The organism is Streptomyces sp. NRRL S-646 (genome assembly GCF_000720765.1).
In the GTDB taxonomy this organism is placed as follows: Bacteria; Actinomycetota; Actinomycetes; order Streptomycetales; family Streptomycetaceae; genus Streptomyces.
In genome coordinates this window covers 375549-396345 of the sequence record NZ_JODC01000001.1, presented here as the reverse complement: position 1 = coordinate 396345, position 20797 = coordinate 375549, and the positions used below count along the sequence as shown (strand labels likewise).

Below are 20797 nucleotides of genomic sequence, written 5' to 3'. Positions count from 1 at the left end.
GGATGTGACATCGCGGTGGATGCGACCCCTGCTACGGCACGTAGGTGTAGGGCGTCGTCGTGGTCAGGGCCTCGAAGCCCAGCCGTTCGAGAATGGGGCGGCTCTGGCTGGAGGCGTCGACCTGGAGGTAGCGGTAGCCGCGCTCCGCGGCGACGCGGGCCCGGTGGGCGACCAGGGCGCGGTAGATGCCCCGGCCACGCCAGGCCTCGACGGTGCCGCCGCCCCACAGGCCGGCGAACCGGGTGCCGGGCACGAGTTCCAAACGGGCCGAACTCACCGGCTCGTCACCGGAGAGGGCGACGGTGGCGAGGACTGTGTCCGGTTCCTCGGTGAGCTGGGCCAGCAACTGGTGGCGCAGGCGGGAGCCGTCGGTGCCGAAGGCCTTCTCGTGCACGTCCGCCACCAGGTTGATGCCCGCCGCGTCGGTCACCGGCAGCAGACGGATGCCCTCGGGCGGCTCGGCGTCGAGGTCGAGGCCGGCCACCTCGGCGATCATCAGCGTCTCCTCGGGCTCGGGCTCGAATCCGGCCGCCCTGAGCCGCTGTCCCAGATCCACCGGCCGGTCGTGCCCGTACAGCTTCCACTCGAACTCGCGGCCCAGCCCGGAGAAGTACGCGATCTGCTCGGCGATCGCCGCGTCGGCACCCGTCTCGTCCAGGTCGGACCAGACCACGCCGTTCCAGCCGCGGGCCGAGGAGACCTGGCGGACCACGCTGCCGACCCGCTCCACGCGTGTATCGGGCCCGTCGGGCTGGGCGCCTTCGCGCATGTCACGGTCGAAGAGGGCGAGCACCCCGGCATGATCCATGTGCTCACTCCAGCATCCGGAGGCGGCTGCGGCAACAGTTTTACGGTCCGCGAGGCCTTGCAGGAGCGCGGCGGTCCGGGGGTCGGGCACTCCGCGCGCAGCAGGATCCCGTCCGGGCCGGGCCGGGCCGGGCCGGGCAGGGCAGGATCGCCCGGGTCATGGCCGTGGTCAGGCCAGGGTCCAGCAGCCCGCGGATCTGCAGGACGTCCTGGATCGCGGGCGCGCCGCAGTCGGTCTGGGCGGACCCAGGACGGGACCGTGTCCCTTGGCGTCGCCGCAGCAACTGGCGTCGTGGCCGATCAAGTTCGGGGTGTCCGCTCCGCCGTTGCGAACCCTGCCGGTCAACCCGTCGCGCCGGGCATGGGCATGGACCTCCGCTCCCGAGATGCAGCCGTCCGGCCGCAGTGCCTACGATCTAGAAAGCCAGCACGACCAGAACAGGTGGATGGCCCGGTCCCCTCCAACGGGGGAGGCGCTTGCCCTTGCTGCCGGCAAAGCGGCTGATGGCCGCACATATAGCGCTAGTGGCCGCCGCCACGGCCGTGTACCTGTCGGTGCCCGCCGCGCGCGCCCCCGTGTGGGCCCTCATCGGCCTCTCCGGCACCGCCGCCGTGCTCATCGGCAGCCACGTCAACCGGCCCGCCCACCGCTGGCCGTGGTGGGTACTCGCCGCCGCACTGCTCACCTTCATCGCGGGCGACACCTACTACAACGTCGTGGAGGAGTACTTCCACGCCTCCAACCCGTTCCCCTCCCCCTCGGACGCCGCCTACCTGAGCACATATCCGCTTTTCGCCGTCGGGCTGTCCGGCCTGGTCCGATACCGCTGGGCGGGCCACGACCTGCCGAGCCTGCTCGACGCGCTGATCATCACCGCGGGTCTGGCGCTGCCCGTGTGGGTGTACCTGGCGCAGCCGCTCACCACGGTGCAGGGGCTGACCTGGCAGCAGCGGGCCATCAGCATCGCCTACCCGCTCGGCGACGTCCTGGTCCTGGCCCTGCTGGCCCGGCTGCTGGCACCGAATCCGGTCGACCGGCACAACCGGTCGGTGCAGTACCTGGTCGTCGGGACGGTGACATTGCTCGGCTTCGACATCGCCTACGGGATGCTGCAGCTCAACGACACCTGGCAGACGGGCACGGGGCTGGATGCCGGCTGGATCGTCTTCTACACCGCCTGGGGCCAGGCCGCACTCCACCCGGACATGGTGCAGCTGACCGCCGCCCTGCCCCAGCAGGGCTCCCTGCTGCCGCCGGCGCGGCGGCTGCTGATGCTCGCCCTGGTCACGCTCATCGCGCCGGGAATCCTGCTCTACGAGGGGCTGACCCGCTCTGCCCACGACGCGGCCGTGATCGCCGCGTTCTCCGGTGTGCTCTTCCTGCTGGTGATAATGCGGCTGTCGGGGATGGTGGTGGCCCACCGCAAGGCGGTGACGCGGGAACTGGCCCTGCGCAGGGCGGCCGCCTCGCTGGTCTCGGCGGTCCGGCAGCAGGAGGTCGCACGGTCCTGCGAGGCCGCCGTCGACCGGCTCCTGGGCACGATGGTCGGCCACCGGACCCTGCTGCTGCCCGCCGAACGCGCGCCGGATCTGGTCCCGTATCACGCGCAGATCGTGCACGCCCGCGAACTGAGTGCGGACACCGGCACCGCGCTGGACGACGCAGCGCCCGTCCTGGTCTGCCTCATGATCCCGCCCGACCGCCCGTACGGAGACGTCCCGGGCGTCCTGCTGGTCGCGGGGCCGGCCGAGGCGCTCGCCGAGACGCGGGGCTCGTTGGAGATCCTGGCCTCGCACGCGGGGCTGGCCATGGAGCGCATCGCCCTGCGCCAGGAGATCGTCCGCAGGGAGAGCGAGGCGTACTTCCGCACGCTGGTGCGCAACACCTCGGACGTCATCCTCATCGTCGAGGACGACAACACCATCCGGTACGCCAGCCCCTCGGCGTCGACCGTCTTCGGCACCAACGACGTGGTCGGGGAATCGCTGCCCGACCTGGTCGACCCACGGGACCGGCACCGTGCCGCGCGGGAGCTGACAGCCGTGCGGGAGACCGGGCCGCGGGCCACCCACGACCACTGGTGGGTGCGCCACCTGGCGGGCCGCGTCGAGGTGGAGGTGCGGTGCAGCGACTTCCGGGACGAGCGGACCGTGGCCGGGCTCGTCGTCACCCTGCGCGATGTGACCGAGCAGCGCCGGCTGGCGCACGAGCTGACCCAGCGGGCCTTCCACGACTCGCTGACCGGCCTGCCCAACCGCACCCTGCTGCTCGAGCGGATCGAACGCGCCCTGCTGCGCGGCCGCCGCGAGTCGTCCATGACCTGTCTGCTCTTCATCGACCTTGACGACTTCAAGCTGGTCAACGACACGCTCGGGCACTCGGCGGGCGACCACCTGCTGATCGCCGTCGGCGACCGCCTCTCCAAGACGCTGCGGCGCACCGACACCGCGGCCCGGCTGGGCGGCGACGAGTTCGCCGTCCTGATGGAGGACGCCCGCGAACCGCTCGACGCGGAACTGCTGGCGGCGCAGGTGATCCAGACGCTGACCAGGCCGTTCGCCCTCGCGGACGAGTCGGTGACGGTCTCCGCCAGCGTGGGGGTGGCCACGGCCCGCGACAGCACGGACGCGGAGGAGCTGCTCAGCCACGCAGACCTCGCGCTGTACGCGGCGAAGTCGGCCGGCAAGCGGCAGTGGCGGCGCTTCCAGCCGCTGCTGCACACCCGCATGGTCGAGCGGCACGACCTGCAGAGCCGGCTCGCCCAGGCGGTCGTCGGCCACGAGTTCGCCCTGCGCTACCAGCCGGTCGTGGACATCACCGAGGGCGAGGTCGTCGGCTTCGAGGCGCTGGTGCGCTGGCCGAAGGCACCGCACCGGCCCGTCACAACGGAGCAGTTCATCACACTGGCCGAGGAGACCGGGCACATCGCGATGCTGGGGGCGTGGGTCCTGGAGAACGCGGTCAGCGACATCGTGGGACTGCAGCAGCTGCCCGTCCCCTTCGGCCCGCCGTACGTCAGCGTGAACGTGTCCGCCCGCCAGTTCCGCGACGTGGGCTTCCTGGACCAGGTCGGCCAGGCGCTGCGCACGCCGGGCCTCGCCCCCGGTTCGCTGCAGCTGGAGCTGACCGAGACGGTGCTGCTGCACCGCGACACCCAGATCCAGTCGGTGCTGCGCTCCCTGAAGGAAATGGGCGTGCACATCGCGGTCGACGATTTCGGAACGGGCTTCTCCTCGCTGCGTTATCTGCGGGACTTCCCCATCGACGCGCTGAAGATCGACAAGACGTTCATCGACGACATCACCCGCGACGCACAGCAGGTCGCGCTCGTCGAGGGCATCGTGCGGATCGCCGACACCCTGGGCCTGCAGGTGATCGCCGAGGGGATCGAGGACGCGGCGCAGCGCGATCTGCTGGCCGGCATGGGGTGCCGGTTCGGGCAGGGCTTTCTGTTCGCCAAGCCGATGACGGTGGAGCAGAGCGAGCGTGTGCTGCGAGAGAGCGAGGGACGCTGCTACGCGCCCGGCAACGGTGCGCCCAAGGCGGTGGCCGTGCCGGCGGCACGGCCCGCGTCCCGGGAGCGGCGGGCGGCGCTGTGGGCGGACCTCGAGCACTTGCGGCGCACCAGCCCGATGAGCGACGCGGTGCTGGACGAGGTGCGGGGCCGGCACATCCGCAGCCGTGGCCACTGGCTGGTCGACTTCGCGTCCTGCAACTACCTCGGCTTCGACTGGGACCCGGAGATCATCGAGTCGGTGGAGCCCGCCCTGCGGCGCTGGGGCACCCACCCCAGCTGGTCGCGGCTTCTGGGCAGCCCCCGCCTGTACCCGGAGATCGAGGCACGGCTTGCGGACCTGCTGGGCGCTTCGGACACGCTGTTGCTGCCGACGCTGACCCTGATCCACGCCTCGGCGATCCCGGTGCTGGCCGAGGGCGGCCATGTGTTCGTGGAGTCGACGGCGCACAAGACGGTGTACGACGGCTGCGTGGTGGCCCGAGGTCAGGGCGCCACCCTGCACCGCTTCCACGCCGAACGCCCCGACGAACTGGAGAACCTGCTGGCCTCGGTGCCCGCGGGCCTGCCGCGGCTGGTGTGCCTGGACGGCGTGAACAGCATGACCGGCAACGTCCCCGATCTGCCCACGCTGGCCGCGGTCTGCCGCGCCGGGGGTGCGACGCTCTACGTGGACGACGCACACGGGTTCGGGGTGATCGGGGAACGCGGCCCGGAGGAGCTGTGTCCCTACGGCTCTCGCGGCAACGGTGTGGTGCGGCACTCCGGCGAGTCGTACGACGGGATCGTCCTGGCCGCCGGTTTCTCCAAGGCGTACTCGTCGCTGCTCGCCTTCCTCGCCCTGCCCACCGAGCTGAAGAACCGGCTGAAGACGGCCGCGGGGCCCTATCTGTACTCGGGCCCCTCCCCCACGGCCTCCCTGGCCACGGCGCTGGCCGGACTGGACGTCAACGACCGCCGCGGGGACGTCCTGCGCGCCGAGTTGTACCGCAGGACTTCGCGGGTGCTGGATCATCTCGACGGGCTGGACGTCAGGACGCTGAACACGCACCGCCTGCCGATCATCGAGATCCCGCTGGCGAACGCGGACGACCTCGACGCGGTGGGCGCGTTCCTGTGGGAGGAGGGCATCTACGTGACGCTGGCCGCCTATCCGCTGGTGCCGCGGGACCGGGTGGGCTTCCGGATCCAGATCACTGCACTGAACTCGGACGAGGACATCGAGCGGCTGAACGGCACCCTGACCCGGCTGGCCGCGCGGTTCCCGCTGAGGGCGAAGGTCTGAGACGGCCATGAAGACGCACAACGACGACGTCGACTGGGACCGTTGGCCGGTCGCGGACTACCTCGCGGAGAACTACCGCGACCTGCACCCCTCCGACGCGGCGGTCATCACCCACCACTCGGCGTTCTACCACCGCTTCGCGCCGGGCTCCGTCCAGCGCTCGGTGGAGTTCGGGGCCGGACCCAACCTGTATCCCCTGATCCTCGCTGCCGCCGCGAGCCGCCGGATCGAGGCCGTCGATGCGGGTGCGGGCAACATCGACTACCTGGAACGCCAGATCCAGTGCGGTCCGGACGCCAGCTGGATGCCCTTCCACGCGTTGTGCCGACGCCTCAACCCCGACCTGCCGGCCACGCTGGCCGGGGCGCTCGCGCACGTCAACGTCGTCCACGCGGACGTCAGGGAGCTGGAGCCCGCCGGGTACGAGCTGGCGTCCATGCACTTCGTCGCCGAGGGCGCCACCGAGGACTACGCGGAATTCACGGACTTCTGCCGCGCCTTCGTCCGCTGCGTGGTCCCCGGCGGGCACCTGGTGGCCGCCTTCATGGAGAACATGCCCACCTACCGCATCGGCCCGGTGTCGCGCTGGCCGGGCTGCCCGGTGGACCCGGACATCGTCACCCGGGTGTTCACCCCCATGACCCGCGACCTGTCCGTCAGCCACATCGACACAGACCCGACTTTGCCGGACTACGGGGACTCGGGGATGGTGCTGCTCACGGCGGTGGCGCGTTAGTTAGCCGAGTTCCAGGGTCGTGACGCCGAAGACGCGGTGCTGGGCGTAGGGGCGGACCGGGCCCGTGTACATGCGGGCCGTCTCGAAGGAGGGGGTGAAGCCGGCCTGTTCGGCCAGGGCGATGCCCGGCGCGTTCGTCTCAGGGACGTCCACGGCGACCTCGCTTCCGGCCGCCTCGGCGGTCAGGGCGGTGAAGAGGGCATGCGCGTCCTCAGAGGTGTCGGCGAAGAGCGGGCCGATACGGAGCGAGTCGTGACCGGGGCGGATCACCCCGTAGCCGGTGACGCGGCCGTCGGTGCGGCGCACGAGGGCGCGGTGTCCGGTGCCGGTGAGCCAGTGGGCCAGGAAACGGGGGCGGTCGGCCGGGTAGCAGGCGCTGTCGTAGGCGGTGAGGTCGGCGAGATCGGTCTCCTGCACGGGGTGCACGCCGGCCGGGGTCTTCGCCGCGGGCGCGGTTCCGGTGAACCGGACGGTGCGGTGGGCGAGTTCGAAGCCGGAGCGGCGGTAGTTGTCCTGCTGGGCCACCACACCGTCGAGACCGATGGTGCGGCTGCCCGCGTGGGCCAGCGCGGTCTTCCAGGTGGTGAGGCCGTGGCCGCGGCCGCGCAGGTCGGGCCGGACGAGGTAGCAGCCGAGGAAGGCGTAGTCGGGGCCGTAGTTGACCACGGAGATCGCCGACACCGGTTCGCCGTCGATCCGGCCGAGGAAGAAGCCGTCGGGGTCCTGCGCGAAGAACGCCGCTTCGTCGGCCGCTCCCGGGTTCCACCCCTCGTCCGCGGCCCATCCGCTGATCACCGGCCAGTCCTCGGATCCGGCCTGGGTGACGACGAGGTCTTCGAGGGCAGCGGAGGTCATGCGTGCGCTCCATTCCGTGGTGGTACGGCGGACAAGGGGCGCGATGATCGACCGCGCCCCGCAGCATCCTTGCGGATCTTGCGGGGCGCGTCACGGTGGGTTTGAGCCGTTGCCAGGGCGAGGTCAGCGCCCGGGTCCTGGACGGAAGCGCCGGCGGAGGGCGGCCCCACCCAGCACCAGCGCGGCACTCGCCAGGGCGGCGGGCAGTGTCTGGTCGGTGCCGGTATGGGCGAGGGCGGCCGGCGCCTTGCGTGGGGCGGCGTGCTGGGCGGGCACCGACCGGGTATGCGCCTTGGGCGGGACGGCCACAGGCTTCGGATGAACCTTCGCCGGGACCTTCACAGGCTGCGGAGGCGCCTCGGACGGGACGATCGGCTCCGGCGTCGGCTCGCTGCAGGAGCAGGCGTGACCGCCGGAGTTGTTCGTGGACTCGTCGTCGGCGGCCGCGTCGTCGGCGCCGACCACGTTCCCCGTGTTCCCGTCGGCATTCACCGGGAGGTGGACCGGGAGCTGGGCGGTGTCGCCGGAGAGCACGCCCGGCGAGTCCTCGCTGCTGCCGTGGGCTGCGCCGTCGTCGGCCGCACGCTTGCCGGCCGCGCCCTTGTTGCTGCAGCTGCTGCCCGCGGCCGGGTTGAGGAACCCCGCCACGTTCGCGGTGTTCCCGCACACGTTCGCCGGAACGTGGGCCGGGAGCTGGGCGGTGTTGCCGGAGGTCGCACCGGGCGAGCCGGCGGTCGCACCGTCCGCCCCGGCCACGGCGTACGCCGGAACCGTCAACGCCATCGCTCCCGAGGCAGCGGCGACGGCGATCACACCGTTTCGGGTAACCCTTCTCATAGGTTCCCTGCCTTCCAGACATGGCCGCGGGCACATACCCGAGCCGGAGTAGCGGGCACTCACCCGCACCGGATAAAACGCCGAGGAACCGTCCGGGTTATGGCTTATTCACCTTTCACCCCATTGAGTGGCGCGGGTTGTCGAACCGGCAGCAAACCCGCCGCATCCGCAGCGAAGGAGCGGAGGGTAAGGCGTCCCGCGCGTACCCGCTCGCCCGGAGGCGCGCCCTGCGGCCTCCGCTTATCGTGATCGAGGGCGCCGTTCTCCCGGTCCCCGGCGGGCGCCCCGGGAGGCATTGATGCTGGTCAAGCAATCAACGCGGCCCGCTGTCCGACGCTTCACCGTCACCGGAGCCGTAGGTCTGGCCCTGCTGGCCGCAGGGCTGCCCACGGCGGCCTCGGACGGCACCGGGCCCGACCTGTCGCGGTTCTACCGGCAGAAGATCACCTGGTCCGGGTGCAAGGGCGACGACATGCCCAAGGATCTTCAGTGCGCAAAGGTCACCGTCCCCCTCGACTACGCCAGGCCCAAGGCGGGCACGCTCGACCTGGCCCTCGCCCGCTACCGGGCGACGGGCAAGAAGCGGGGTTCGGTGCTGCTGAACTTCGGCGGCCCCGGCGCGGGGGGTGTCAGCGAACTCGCGTCCGGCGGCGACGATTTCATGGGCCTCACCAACGGCTACGACGTGGTGACCTTCGACCCGCGCGGTGTCGGAAGGTCCTCGCCGGTCAGCTGCGGCGACGGCTCCGAGGAGGCCGCAGCCGCGGCCGACGGGATCGCGGACAGCAAGAATCCGCGGTCCGTGCTGCAGCAGTTGGAGAAGGCGGCCACCGAGTGCGCGAAGCATTCGGGTCCGGTACTCCCCCACATCGGCACGGTGAACGCCTCACGCGACCTGGACGTGATGCGTGAGGCGCTCGGTGACAAGAGGCTCAACTACCTCGGTTTCTCCTACGGAACCCGGCTCGGCGCCGTGTACGCGGCCCAATTCCCCAAGAACGTCGGGCGGTTGGTCCTCGACGGAGTGGACACGCTGACCGAACCGATGTCCGAGCAGGGAGTGGCGGGCGCCGAGGGACAGCAGACCGCCCTGGACGACTTCATCACCTGGTGCACCCAGGACATCGCCTGTCCGTTCGGCCAGGACCCGCGCGATGCCCGGCAGCAGGTCGTCCAGCTCGTCGGCTCCCTCGACAAGGACCCGTTGCCGACGGACTTCGGCGAGGAGTTCACCGGGCAGGATCTCGTGGGTGCGATCGGCCAGGCGCTCTACAGCAAGGAGCTGTGGCCGTCGCTGGAGCGCGCCATCGCCCAGCTGGTCGAGGACGGCGACGCACGCGGGGTGCTGGGTTTCTCGTCCGGCGGGGCCGCGCTTCCCTTCCGGCAGCACGCCGGCGGCGGGCTGGTCGACGAGAACGACGTCCCGCTCGACAATCTTCCGGCGGCGCTGATGGCGATCAACTGCGCGGACGATCCGGATCGCCCCGCCGCCGACCGGATCGTCAAGGATCTCGGCCGGCTGCGCGCCGAGTACGAGCAGGCCTCCCCGGTCTTCGGCCGCTACCGCCTCACCGAGCTGCTGATGTGCTACGGCCGCCCCAAGGGCACCGACTTCATCCGCGACCAGGTGCGCGATGTCCACACCCCGAAGATGCTGCTCGTCGGCACCCGCGGCGATCCGGCGACGCCGTACCGCTGGACCGTGGAGACCGCGAGGCGGCTGGGCTCCTCGGCCGTGGTGCTCGACAACAAGGGTGAGGGACACACCGGCTACGCGTCCTCCAAGTGCGTGCACGGCAAGGTCGACGACTTCCTGCTCTACGGCAGCCTGCCGCCGACCGGCAGCTCGTGCGGTCCGGAGGACGACGAGACCCCGGCCACCTGACGTGTCAGCCCTCCCAGAAGGCGAGCTGCTGCAGCGCCCCCGCCGTCCGTACGAACCCGTCGTCCCCGAGCAGCACCCGCAGTTCCGCGTTCAGGCGGTCCACCTCCGGCTGCCCGGCGCGCAGGGCAGCGGTGCCGGCCTCGGTCAACTCCAGCCTCACGGCCCGGTGTTCACGGGGGTGCGCCTGCTTGAGCAGGAGACCCGCCGCGGTGAGCCGTCCGACGAGTGCGGTGACGGCGGATTCCCGCAGGCCGAGGATGCGGGCCAGCTCCTGCTGGGTGAGCCCGGGCTGGTCCTGTACGGCGAACAGCGCGCCGAGCTGGGCGGTGGTGACGCCGGCGGCGGCCAGGCAGCGGCGGTCGACCGTGGTGCGCAGCTGGTGCGCCGCCCGCTGCAGCAGGAAGTAAAGGCGCTGATCAGGCTCGGACATGGGCCGATGTTGACAGACGGCGCAGGTCCGCGCCACCCTCACTTCACCAGTGAAGTGAAATGGAGAGGTGGGCGGGACGATGGATCTGGACCTGGCCCGTAAAGCCCTCGCCGAGCAGCCGTTCAGCAGGCTGCTGGGCGCCCGGGTGACCGCGTTCGGGGACGGCGAGGCCACCCTCGAGCTGGACATCCGCGAGGACCTGCTCCAGCAGTACGGCTTCGTGCACGGCGGGGTGCTCTCCTACGCGGCCGACAACACGTTGACGCTCGCCGCGGGGACAGTCGTGGGGGCGGGACTGATCACGTCCGGGTTCACCATCGACTACCTGCGCCCCGCCACCGGCGAGATCCTGCGCGCACACGGGCACGTGGTACGGGCGGGCCGCACCCGTATCGTCACCCGCTGCGACCTGATCACGATCGATGCCGCCGGGGTACAGACCCTGTGCGCCGCGGCGCAGGGAAACATCGCGGTGATCGAACCGAACACTGCGAAGCGCTAGGCCGGAAGCCAGGTCAGAACTCGACGGGATCCCGCACGATCGGGCATGTCATGCAGTGCCCGCCGCCTCGTCCGCGCCCCAGTTCCGCGCCCACGATGGTGATGACCTCGATGCCTGCCCTGCGCAGCAGCGTGTTGGTCTGGGTGTTGCGGTCGTAGGTGAAGACCACGCCGGGCTCCAGGGCGACCGCGTTGTTGCCGCTGTCCCACTGCTGGCGCTCGGATGCGTACACGTCGCCACCGGTCTCCACGATCCGCAGCTTCGGCAGGCCGAGCGCCTTGGCGACGACGTCGACGAAGGGCGTCTGTCCCTCGTCGGTGACGTCGAGGCCGGGTGCCTTGTCGCTGGGCCGCAGGGAGAAGGTGCGGACGGCGTTCATGATGGCCGGGTACAGGGTCACCAGGTCGCGGTCGGCGAAGGTGAACACGGTGTCGAGGTGCATCGCGGAACGCAGCTTGGGCATGCCTGCGACGACAACGTGCTCGGCGGCGCCATGCTCGAACAGCGCCCTGGCGACCTGGGTGATGGCCTGACGTGAGGTGCGCTCGCTCATGCCCATCAGGACGACACCACCGCCGACCGGCATGATGTCTCCCCCCTCCAACGTCGCCTGTCCCCAGTCGAGTTCGGGATCGCCCCACCACACGGTGGAGCCTGCGTAGTCGGGGTGAAAGGTGTAGATCGCCTTCATCAGCAGGGTCTCGTCGTGCCGGGCGGGCCAGTACAGCGGGTTGAGCGTGAGGCCGCCGTAGAGCCAGCAGGTGGTGTCGCGGGTGTAGAGGGTGTTGGGCAGCGGCGGCATCAGGTACTCGCGCACGCCGGTCGACTCGCGGGCCAGTGCGAGGTAGTCGGTGCGGTAATCGGCCGGCAGGTCGCCGGTGGCCAGGCCGCCGATCAGGTACTCGGCCAGCCGCCCGGGTTCGAGGGACTCCAGGTAGGCGCGCGTGGTGTCGATGAGTCCGATGCCGACCTCGTTGGCGATGATCTTGCGGTCCAGGAGCCAGTCCCGGGCGCCCGGGACGGCCAGGGTCTGGGCGAGCAGGTCGTGCAACTCGACGACCTCGACCCCGCGTTCGCGCAGTTTGTCGACGAAGTCGGCGTGGTCGCGCTGGGCGTTCTCCACCCACATCACGTCGTCGAAGAGCAGATCGCCGGCGTTGGTGGGGGTGAGTCTGCGGTGTGCCGCCCCGGGTGCGCAGACCAGCACCTTGCGCAGCCTGCCAACTTCGGAGTGGACGCCGTATGCGGGACGGGGGTCTTGACTGGTCACGGTGCACCTTTCCGAAGAGCGGGCGGGTCACAGGCTGATCCAGCCCACCGCCAGAGCGACGACGCCGAGCGCGGCGCCGGCGGCCGAGACGGCGAGCACGAAGAGTTCGCGTGGCGAGAACAGCCGTCTGCCCTGCTCCCGGCGGGCCTTGACGAACAGGGCGGTGGCCGGGGCGTAGATGATGAAGGAGACGAGGAGGTACTTCAGGCCGGCCGCGTAGATGAGGAACGCGGTGTAGACCGTGGCCAGGACCGCGACGGCCAGTTCCCCGCCCCGTCCGCCCGCGGCGATCCGCACGGCGAAGGCGGCCGCCAGCAGGAACGGGATCAGGGTCAGTGCGCTGGTGAGGTCGAGGGCGAAGTTGAACGCGTCGTCCGAGAACATCGTCACGACCAGGACGAGCTGGCTGAGCAGGGTGGTCATCACCAGCGCGGGCACGGGCACGTCGGCCGCCGTGGAGCGTTTCAGGAAGCGCGGCATGTCGTCGTCCTTGGCGGCGACGAACAGCACCTCCGCGGCCATCAGCGTCCAGGCGAGATAGGCGCCGAGCACGGAGACGATCAGTCCGACGCTGACGAAGACCTTGCCCCAGGTGCCCACCGCGTGTTCCAGGACACCCGCCATGGAGGGCTGGCGCAGCTCGGCGATCTCACTCATCGGCATCAGGCCGTACGACACGATCGTCACCGACGCGAAGACGGCGAAAACGCTCAGGAAGCCCAGGACGGTCGCCCGGCCGACGTCCTCGCGGCGTTTGGCGTGCCGCGAGTAGACGCTCGCGCCCTCGACGCCGAGGAAGACGAAGACGGTGGCCAGCATCGTGCCCTTGACCTGCTGGAAGAGGGATCCGGCGTAGTCGGCGCCACCCCAGTTCTCGGCGAAAACATGCGGTTTCAGGTAGAAGAGCGCGAGGACGACGAAGACCAGGATCGGTACGACCTTGGCGACCGTGACGATCCGGTTGATCGCCGCCGCCTCCTTGACTCCGCGGCTGATCAGCGCGAAGAACAGCCACAGGCCCATCGAGGAGAGCACCACCGCGAGCACCGTGTCTCCGTCGCCGAGCGCGGGCGCGATCGCTCCGATCGTCGACATGATCAGCACCCAGTACGTCACGTTGCCGACGCAGGCGCTCGCCCAGTAGCCGAACGCCGAGAAAAAGCCCAGGTATTCGCCGAAGCCCGCCTTGGCGTACGCATACACGCCCGCGTCGAGGTCGGGCCTGCGGATCGCGAGCGTCTGGAAGACGAAGGCCAGCATCAGCATGCCGGTGCCGGCGACGGCCCAGGCGATGAGGGCACCGGCCACACCCGTCTCCTGCGCGAAGCGGCGCGGGAGGGAGAAGACGCCGGCTCCGACCATCGAGCCGACCACCATGGTGGTGAGCGTCGGGAGGGCGAGCTTGGCGGCGTCCGGGGCCCGGGTTTCCTTCTCGACCTGCGTCATGAGACGTCCTGCGACGGTCGGGCATCGACATGGACCGGCGATGCGGAGAGCGCCATCCGGCGACCCGAGCGAGATTAGCAATGAATTATGCCGATTGCCCGGCGTGGCTCCCCCTAATGCCCTCTGGGCGAAACGGCCCTATCGTGCTTGGTATGGAGCACGACCTGAGTCCCTCAACCCTGTCCGAGCTCCGGCGCCCGCGCGCCTATCCGGCAGTGTCGGTGCTGACGCCCACACACCGCCGGGAGCCCGAAAACGCCCAGGATCCGGTCCGGCTGCGCAATGTGGTGGCCGAGGCCAAGAAGCAGCTGGAGTCCGATCCCGCGGTGACCCGCGAACGGCGCTCCGAGGTGGTCCGTCAGCTCGACCAGGCTCTTCAGGAGGTGGATCTGGCGCATGCCGAGGACGGCCTGGTGATCTTCGCCGCTCCGGGCGAGCACCAGGTGTGGTCGCTCGCCCGCACGGTGCCGGAGCGCGTGGTGCTCTCGGACACCTTCCTGACCCGCAACCTCGTCTCCGCGCACGCCGCCGAACGGCCGTTCTGGGTGCTGTCGGTCTCCTCCGACCAGGTCACCCTGTGGAGCGGCGGCCCCGACCGCGTCACGGAGGACCGGACCGGCGGATTCCCCCTGACCAGGCGCCCGGTGAACTTCGACGCCGAGCGGCAGGAGCAGATCGGCGACATTCCGAGCACCTTCCGCGACGAGGGCACCCGCCATTTCCTGCGGGAGGCCGACGCCGCGATGGGCATGGTCCTGCGCGAGCAACCGCGGCCGCTGTACATCACCGGCGAGCAGGCGGCACTGTCTGCCATGGACGAGGTCGGCAGCGTCACCAAGGAGGCGGTGCATGTGCCGCACGGCGGCCTCGCGCACGGCACTCCCGACGCCGTGTGGCAGGCGGTACGGCCGAAGGTCGCCGCCGAGGCCCGCAGAAGCACCGAGGCCGTGGCCCGGGAGCTCGAAACGGCCCGTGGCCGCAAGGCGTTCGCCGCCGGTGTCGACGAGGTCTGGCAGAGCGCCCGTGAGGGCCGCGTACGGCTGCTCGCGGTCGAGGAGAACTACCGCGTGACCGTGCGCGACATCCTCGGCGGCCATCTGATCCCGGCCGAGAGCGGCGACCTGGACTCCCGCGAGGACATCGTGGACGAGATCGTCGAACAGTGCCTGGAGACGGGCGCCGACGTCCGCTTCGTTCCGGACGGGATGCTGGGCGACGCCCACGGGATCGCGGGAATCCTGCGCTACTGAACCTCGCCCGGCTCGATGCGGGCCACCGACGGCCGATTGGCCCGCGACCCGGGCACGGCACCGCTGGGAAACTGTGACCCCCTGGTACCGTGCCCCGAGGAGATGTTCATGCAGGTCGCCGTGGTCACCTTTGACGGATTCAACGAGCTTGACAGTTTCATCGCCTCCGCGCTGATCAACCGGTGCCGCAAGGACGGACTCGAGGCGTTCATCACGACGCCGACGCCGGTGGTCACTTCCATGAACGGCGTGGAGGTGACCGGGCAGCGCCCCATGGAGTTCGTGACCGAAGCCGACGTCGTGCTGATCGGCAGCGGGGTGAAGACGCGGGACGTGGTCGCCGACGACCGGCTGATCTCCCGGCTGCCGCTCGACCCCGCACGCCAGTTGATCGGTGCGCAGTGTTCGGGCGCGCTGGTGCTCGCCCGGCTCGGGCTGCTGCATTCCATGCCCGCCTGCACGGACAGGAAGAGCCGGCCCTTTGTCGAAGCCTGCGGCGTCAGCGTGCTGGACGCGCCGTTCCATGCCCAGGGGAACATCGCCACGGCGGGCGGCTGTCTGGCCTCGCAGTATCTCGCCACCTGGGTCATCACCCGCACTCTCGGGGAGGACGCCGCGCGCGACGTCCTCGACTACGTGGCCCCGGTCGGCGAGAACCGGCAGAGCGTCGAGCGCGCCCTGCACGCCGTCCGCGCGGGCGAGGCCGCACTGCGCTGACGCCCCCCGAACCGGTCCTCAGACGCTGCCGAAGAGCGAGTTCAGCCCCTCCTCCACGGCCGCGCCGATGTCCTCCTGGCCGGCCGCCACCACGGCATAGGTGCGCAGCAGGAACCGGCGCAGGGCGGCGGTGTCGAACTGGAGCAGGGCCAGGCCGTGGGGAGAGTGGAACTCCACGACCGTACGGGCCTGCCCGCACGGCCAGATGTGCACGTCACCGCTGCCGGCGGGAGCGCGCAGTCCCTCTTCCAGCAGGGCGCGGCCGAAGGTCCAGGTGACTCCCGTGCCGTCCAGGGAGACCTCGGGCGGGAAGTCGACGTGCACGGCCAGCGGGTCCGTGGCGGCATAGCGCAACGTCGCGGGAACCGGGAGCTCCCGCTCGTCGGCGGTGATCAGACGTCCGCGGGCGGGCTGCTCGAGGCTGAGGTCCATGGTCGGTCTCCACTGCGGTCGGAGGTCGGCCGGATTACCGGTGTGCTTGTACGACCCCGCAGAAGCCGTTTGCATTACGTGGAAGCGCTTGCGATTTTATGTGACCTGCGTCACATGTCGAGATCTAGAACAAGTAGTCGTCGAACGTGCGACTGAACACGCACCGGAAATTCTCAACAACCCTTCAAATCGCGTACGCTGCCTACGACTTGACCTGGCCTGCGACGTACACCATTGGCACCGCACGACCACTCCGTGAAGACTGTGGCATATGCCAGAAGCACCACCGTATCGTGTGTTGCCAAATCCCTTACAGGGCGTCGCGGGCTGTGCAACAGTCGTAACGGTCCTTCAAGTTGCCGGCCCCGGTCGTACCGTCCCCGCATCGGAGTGCGTCATGCCGTCCCACCTCTCTGCGGATCACCCAGCCGCCCAGCCGCCAGGACGCGGCTCGGTCGAGGCACTGATATCGCAGACGCGGCGACTCAAGGGCGAGGTGGACGCCGTACGGCGGGACGCCCATGGCGACGGCTCGGACCCCCAGGAGCGGTGGCAGCGCGCGCTGTGCGATCTGGCACTGCACCAACTCACCGACCTCGACACCCACTTGGGGCAGCTGCGGGACGGCCCGCCGCCCGTTCCCCCGGCCGCGGACGCAGCGCACCTCGCCCGGGCCGTGCCCTCCGCACCCCGGCACGACTCGCTGCTCAGTCGGGTCGGCAGCGCCGAGTGGAACCTGCTGACGGACGAGGCGAGCTGGTCCGGCGAGCTCTACCAGATCCTGGGCCGCGACCCCGCCACCCCCGCACTCACCCTCGACGAACTCCCGTCCCTGGTACTGGACGAGGACCGCGCGAAGCTGACGGCGATGGTCACGGACTGCCTCGTCGACGCCAAGCCCATCGACGGCGAGTTCCGCATCGTGCGCCCGGACGACGAGGTGCGCACGGTCCACATGATGGGCGAGCCCGTGCTCGACACTGACGGCAGCACCGCCTCGATGTGGGCGGTCCTGCGGGACGTCAGCGAACTGCGCCGCAGCCAGAAGGTGGTGAGCGAGACCCGTGACTCGCTGCAGCGCCACCAGCACCGCGCGCAGACCGAGCACCGGCTCGCGGTCGAGCTGCAGGAGGCCGTGCTGCCGCCGTGGCGTGGCTCCCTGCGGCTCCCGCAGCAACGGCCCGAGACACTGGATCTGGCGGCGCACCATCTGCCGTCGTCGACCAGTGCACTGATCGGCGGCGACTGGTACGACGCGCTCGAACTCCCCGGCGGCCAGACCCTGCTCAGCGTCGGCGACCTCACCGGACACGGCGTGGCCGTCGCCTCGGGCATGGCGACGCTGCTGGGCGCCGTGCGCGGAATGGCGATGGCCGGCACCGAGCCCGGGCAACTGATGTCCTGGCTGAACCAGTTACTCGACGCCACCGTGCAACCCGCCCTCGGCACCGCCGTCTGCTGCCGCTACCGCCCCGAGACCCGCACGCTGACCTGGGCACAGGCAGCACACCCCGCCCCGCTGCTGTTCCGCAACGGAACGGGGCGCAGGCTGCACGCGCCGAACGGCGTCCTGCTCGGCGCGACCTCGCAGGTCTCCTACCAGCAGGCGGAAGAGACCCTCGAGCCTGGTGACGTGCTCCTGTTGCACACCGACAGGCTGGTGCCCGGGCGCAGGAGTACGGAGACCGTGACCGTGGAGCAACTCCTGGACCTGGCCCCCCGCTTCGGCGAGGCAGCGACCGCGCAGGACTGCGTACGGATGGTCGTGGAGGAGTACGGCGAGGCCGACCGCGAGAACGACGCGTGCCTGCTCGTCGCCAAGGTGAGGTGAACCGCAGCGGTGCCCTGGTGAGCTGAAGCAGCGACAGCTGCACGGGCCCCCTATGCCCGTGCGCTGTTGCCACCCTTCGCCGTCCTGGGCAACACGAGTTTGATCTCCTCCCGCAGCTCGTTGATCTTCGGGTAGCTGGAGTACTCGGCGGTGAGCCGGTACATCTGGCGCAGCCGGTCCCAGGTGCGGTGGGAGGAGTTGGATCCCATCGACATCAGGGCGAGGCGTGCATAGCGGTCGGCCTGTTCGGGGTCGTCGGCGATGAAGCAGGCCGACGCCATGGAGAGGAAGTCGAAGATCTTCGACCGCTGCCGTCCGTCGACGCGCAGGGCCAGCGCCTTCTCCGCGTAGTGCTGGGCGTGCACGGCCGCTCCCGGCTCGTGCTCGGCCAGGGTGCGGTAGGCCAGGGCCTGCATGCCGTACAGGTCCTCCTCCTTGAACATCTGCATCCAGCTCGGCGGCGGCACATCGCCCCGGTCGGAGACGAAGAGGTCCTCCGCGCGGCCGAGGGTGCGGCGCATCGCCTGGCCCTTGCCCATGGATGCCTGTGCCCAGGCCTCGATGGTGTAGAGCATCGCCCTGGTGCGCGGCAGCACCTCGTCACCTGAGCCGGACTGGGCGAGCTTCATCAGGTCCAGTGCGTCGTCGGGCCGGCCCAGGTGCACCATCTGGCGAGCCGCCCGGGAGAGTGCCTCTCCGGCGCGGGGCCGGTCGCCGCCCTCTCTCGCGGCGTGGGCGGCGATGACGAAGTACTTCTGGGCCGTGGGCTCCAGGCCGACGTCGTGCGACATCCAGCCCGCGAGGACGGCGAGGTTGGCGGCGACGCCCCACAGGCGTCGCTGGAGATGGTCGGGGTGACGGTAGGCGAGCATGCCGCCCACCTCGTTGAGCTGGCCCACGACTGCCTTGCGCTGCAGCCCGCCGCCGCGGGCGGCGTCCCAGGCCCGGAACACCTCGACCGAGCGCTCCAGTTCCTCGATCTCCTGCGACCCGATGGGGGCTGCCTCGTAGCGGTCGAACCCGGCGGGGTCGGCGTGCAGGGGATTGTCGAAGTCGGGTGCGTCGGCGGAGAGGGTGGGATCGGTGTGCAGCCAGTCGTACATGGCGCTGCTGAGTGCGGATCCTGCGGTGAGCGCGACACCCGCGCCCACCAAGCCGCGTCGGTTGAGCATGAGGTCCATTCCCGTGAATTCGGTGAGGACCGCCGCAGTCCGCTCGGGCGCCCACGGCACACCGTCGGGATGTTCCACACTCCCGGTGTCCTGCCGTCTCCCCGCACGCCCGTGCCGGACCAGACCGAGGTCCTCGATGGTCACGACACGGCCGAGACGCTCGGTGAACAGAGCTGCCAGCACCCGTGGCACCGGATCGCGCGGGATCTCTCCCATGTCGATCCAACGCCGTACCCGGGAGGTGTCGGTCGACAGCTGCGGGTGGCCCATGGCCGCCGCCTGCCGGTTGACCAGCCTCGCGAGTTCACCCTTGGACCAGCCGGCCAGGCCGAACAGGTCCGATAGGCGGGTGTTGGGTTGTCCGCTCACGTCAAGCCCCCAGGTTCTCGGCTGAGTTGACAGTAGCCCGGTGCAAGTTGCCGGGCGACTATTCGCCAGGGTTCGCCAGGGTTCGCCAGATGGTGTGCCACTGGGCATCGGGTGTCAGGTAGGAAAGCGCCACCCCGACCCGGTCGCCTTCTTGAACAAGGGATGCATTCCCCAGGGTGCATCCGAGGTGCCGGGTCGGGTAGCGCATTGTCGTCGCAGGCACACGAAGGGATCTGTTTCGCCCATGTACGCAGCATCGTCCTCCGTGTCCGCCCCGCCCCGGTCGCTGCATTCCCGCCCGGCGGGCAGCGGCCCCTACCTCGATCCCGCCGCGCGTCCGGCGGCCCCCGCGCTCGGCGCGGCCCGGACGCGGCGCGTGCCGGGTCTCGGCACCCAACCGCTCAGCGGGAGACTCGACTTGTCCGGCCCACAGGGCGCCCAGCTGCGTACGGCGATCGCGTCGGTGCACCGGATCTGTCCCGAGTTCGCTCCGGTGCAGGTGCTGCGCCGCAGCGGCCGGTCCGTGCTCCTGGTCGGTACGACGGGACGCAGCACGGCAGTCGCCAAGTGTTTACTGGACCACTCCCCCGTATGGGCCGAGCGGATCCGCCATGAAATAGCGGCATACCGCTCGTTCGTCCGGCACCGCCCGCCGGTGCGGGTGCCGAGACTGATCGCGGCGGACCCGGACAACTGCACACTGGTCATCGAGCGGATGCCGGGACGGGTCGCGGCACTGCAGCGGCACCCGGCCGAGGCCCCGCCGCGCGCGGACATCAGGGCGGCCCTCGGCGCGATCTGCCGACTGAACGCCTGGCGGCCGCCGGCGGGCACCTTCGACGCCCCGCTCGACTACGCGGCCCGTATCTCCCGCTACCACGAACTGGGACTGCTCACTGATCGCGACATGGGAGACCTGCAGAAGCTGCTGCACGGAATCGCGCATTCGGCGGGCCGGCAAGGCATGGGCCAGTTCTGCCACGGCGACGCACTGCTCTCGAACATCCTGCTCTCACCGGCCGGTCCAGTGCTGGTGGACTGGGAGCACGCGGGCTGGTACCTGCCGGGCTACGACCTGGCCACGCTGTGGTCGGTGCTCGGCGACGCGCCGGTGGCCCGCCGCCAGATCAGCCAGATCGCGCAGTCGGCGGGCCCGGCCTCGCGGGACGCCTTCCTGGTGAACCTGATGCTGGTACTGACCCGTGAGATCCGTACCTACGAAACAGCCGTGCAGCGTTCGATGCACGACACGACCCCGGCGGCACCGGGAGTGGCCCCCCCGGGTGCTGCGCCGTCCGGCGAGGAACAGCGGCTGCTGCTCAGGCGGCTGCACGACGACTGCCAGCTGGCCCGACGGGCCGTACGGGCGGCGGTCGGCACTCGCTGACGGGGACGAAGGTCCGCGGTGCGCCCAGGACAGCGGCGTACCGCGGACCTTCGTATGTCCGGACCTGCGCG

The 20797-nt window shown here is 70.5% G+C and carries 16 protein-coding genes; 8 read left to right on the top strand and 8 right to left on the bottom strand.

Going from position 1 to position 20797, the window contains the following annotated elements; translation table 11 throughout:
* Window positions 1-31 precede the first annotated feature (31 nt).
* Complete coding sequence (locus tag IH68_RS0101895) at window positions 32-808, bottom strand: GNAT family N-acetyltransferase (protein ID WP_030927246.1); 777 nt, start codon at window positions 806-808, stop codon at window positions 32-34.
* A 503-nt stretch (window positions 809-1311) separates the two neighbouring features.
* Here IH68_RS0101895 and IH68_RS0101890 point away from each other — a divergent pair.
* Window positions 1312-5607, top strand: a complete 4296-nt coding sequence (locus tag IH68_RS0101890; RefSeq protein ID WP_037884435.1) for an aminotransferase class I/II-fold pyridoxal phosphate-dependent enzyme — start codon at window positions 1312-1314, stop codon at window positions 5605-5607.
* Between the two features lie 7 nt (window positions 5608-5614).
* The gene (locus tag IH68_RS0101885) at window positions 5615-6343 is read left to right on the top strand and encodes a methyltransferase (RefSeq protein ID WP_030927242.1); all 729 of its coding nucleotides are present in this window, start codon (window positions 5615-5617) and stop codon (window positions 6341-6343) included.
* Here IH68_RS0101885 and IH68_RS0101880 read toward each other — a convergent pair whose 3' ends face one another.
* Window positions 6344-7198 carry a GNAT family N-acetyltransferase gene (locus tag IH68_RS0101880; RefSeq protein ID WP_030927240.1) on the bottom strand — a complete coding sequence of 285 codons (855 nt, stop codon included), beginning with the start codon at window positions 7196-7198 and terminating at the stop codon, window positions 6344-6346. It lies immediately after the preceding gene.
* Window positions 7199-7321: 123 nt separating this feature from the next.
* Entirely contained in the window at window positions 7322-8011 is a 690-nt protein-coding gene (locus IH68_RS0101875) for a chaplin (RefSeq protein ID WP_324607657.1), read from the bottom strand.
* A gap of 322 nt (window positions 8012-8333) precedes the next feature.
* On the opposite strand from IH68_RS0101875, the gene IH68_RS0101870 reads away from it, so the two are divergent.
* A complete protein-coding gene (locus IH68_RS0101870) occupies window positions 8334-9920 on the top strand; it encodes an alpha/beta hydrolase (RefSeq protein ID WP_030927235.1) in 1587 nt (528 codons plus the stop codon).
* Between the two features lie 4 nt (window positions 9921-9924).
* On the opposite strand, the gene IH68_RS0101865 is transcribed toward IH68_RS0101870, so the two are convergent.
* The gene (locus tag IH68_RS0101865; protein ID WP_030927233.1) at window positions 9925-10350 is read right to left on the bottom strand and encodes a MarR family winged helix-turn-helix transcriptional regulator; all 426 of its coding nucleotides are present in this window, start codon (window positions 10348-10350) and stop codon (window positions 9925-9927) included.
* Window positions 10351-10429: 79 nt separating this feature from the next.
* Here IH68_RS0101865 and IH68_RS0101860 point away from each other — a divergent pair, with 79 nt between their 5' ends.
* Window positions 10430-10852, top strand: a complete 423-nt coding sequence (locus IH68_RS0101860) for a PaaI family thioesterase (protein ID WP_030927231.1) — start codon at window positions 10430-10432, stop codon at window positions 10850-10852.
* Between the two features lie 13 nt (window positions 10853-10865).
* On the opposite strand, the gene IH68_RS0101855 is transcribed toward IH68_RS0101860, so the two are convergent.
* Both IH68_RS0101855 and IH68_RS0101850 read right to left on the bottom strand, forming a co-directional pair.
* Window positions 10866-12122, bottom strand: a complete 1257-nt coding sequence (locus IH68_RS0101855) for an arginine deiminase (RefSeq protein ID WP_030927230.1) — start codon at window positions 12120-12122, stop codon at window positions 10866-10868.
* 27 nt (window positions 12123-12149) lie between these two features.
* Window positions 12150-13568, bottom strand: a complete 1419-nt coding sequence (locus IH68_RS0101850) for a basic amino acid/polyamine antiporter (protein WP_030927228.1) — start codon at window positions 13566-13568, stop codon at window positions 12150-12152.
* Window positions 13569-13720: 152 nt separating this feature from the next.
* Between IH68_RS0101850 and IH68_RS0101845 the strand changes: the two genes are divergently transcribed.
* Together IH68_RS0101845 and IH68_RS0101840 are read left to right on the top strand one after the other, a co-directional pair.
* Entirely contained in the window at window positions 13721-14818 is a 1098-nt protein-coding gene (locus IH68_RS0101845) for a chemotaxis protein (RefSeq protein WP_030927226.1), read from the top strand.
* A gap of 108 nt (window positions 14819-14926) precedes the next feature.
* On the top strand, window positions 14927-15535 hold the full coding sequence (locus tag IH68_RS0101840) for a DJ-1/PfpI family protein (RefSeq protein WP_030927224.1): 609 nt from the start codon (window positions 14927-14929) through the stop codon (window positions 15533-15535).
* An 18-nt stretch (window positions 15536-15553) separates the two neighbouring features.
* Here IH68_RS0101840 and IH68_RS0101835 read toward each other — a convergent pair whose 3' ends face one another.
* The gene (locus IH68_RS0101835) at window positions 15554-15967 is read right to left on the bottom strand and encodes an SsgA family sporulation/cell division regulator (RefSeq protein WP_030927222.1); all 414 of its coding nucleotides are present in this window, start codon (window positions 15965-15967) and stop codon (window positions 15554-15556) included.
* A gap of 397 nt (window positions 15968-16364) precedes the next feature.
* On the opposite strand from IH68_RS0101835, the gene IH68_RS0101830 reads away from it, so the two are divergent.
* Window positions 16365-17798: a PP2C family protein-serine/threonine phosphatase gene (locus IH68_RS0101830; RefSeq protein WP_030927220.1), complete on the top strand. Its 1434-nt coding sequence runs from the start codon at window positions 16365-16367 to the stop codon at window positions 17796-17798.
* A gap of 50 nt (window positions 17799-17848) precedes the next feature.
* On the opposite strand, the gene IH68_RS0101825 is transcribed toward IH68_RS0101830, so the two are convergent.
* Window positions 17849-19339, bottom strand: a complete 1491-nt coding sequence (locus IH68_RS0101825; RefSeq protein ID WP_030927218.1) for a hypothetical protein — start codon at window positions 19337-19339, stop codon at window positions 17849-17851.
* A 244-nt stretch (window positions 19340-19583) separates the two neighbouring features.
* Between IH68_RS0101825 and IH68_RS0101820 the strand changes: the two genes are divergently transcribed.
* Complete coding sequence (locus tag IH68_RS0101820; protein ID WP_030927216.1) at window positions 19584-20726, top strand: aminoglycoside phosphotransferase family protein; 1143 nt, start codon at window positions 19584-19586, stop codon at window positions 20724-20726.
* Window positions 20727-20797: the final 71 nt, after the last annotated feature.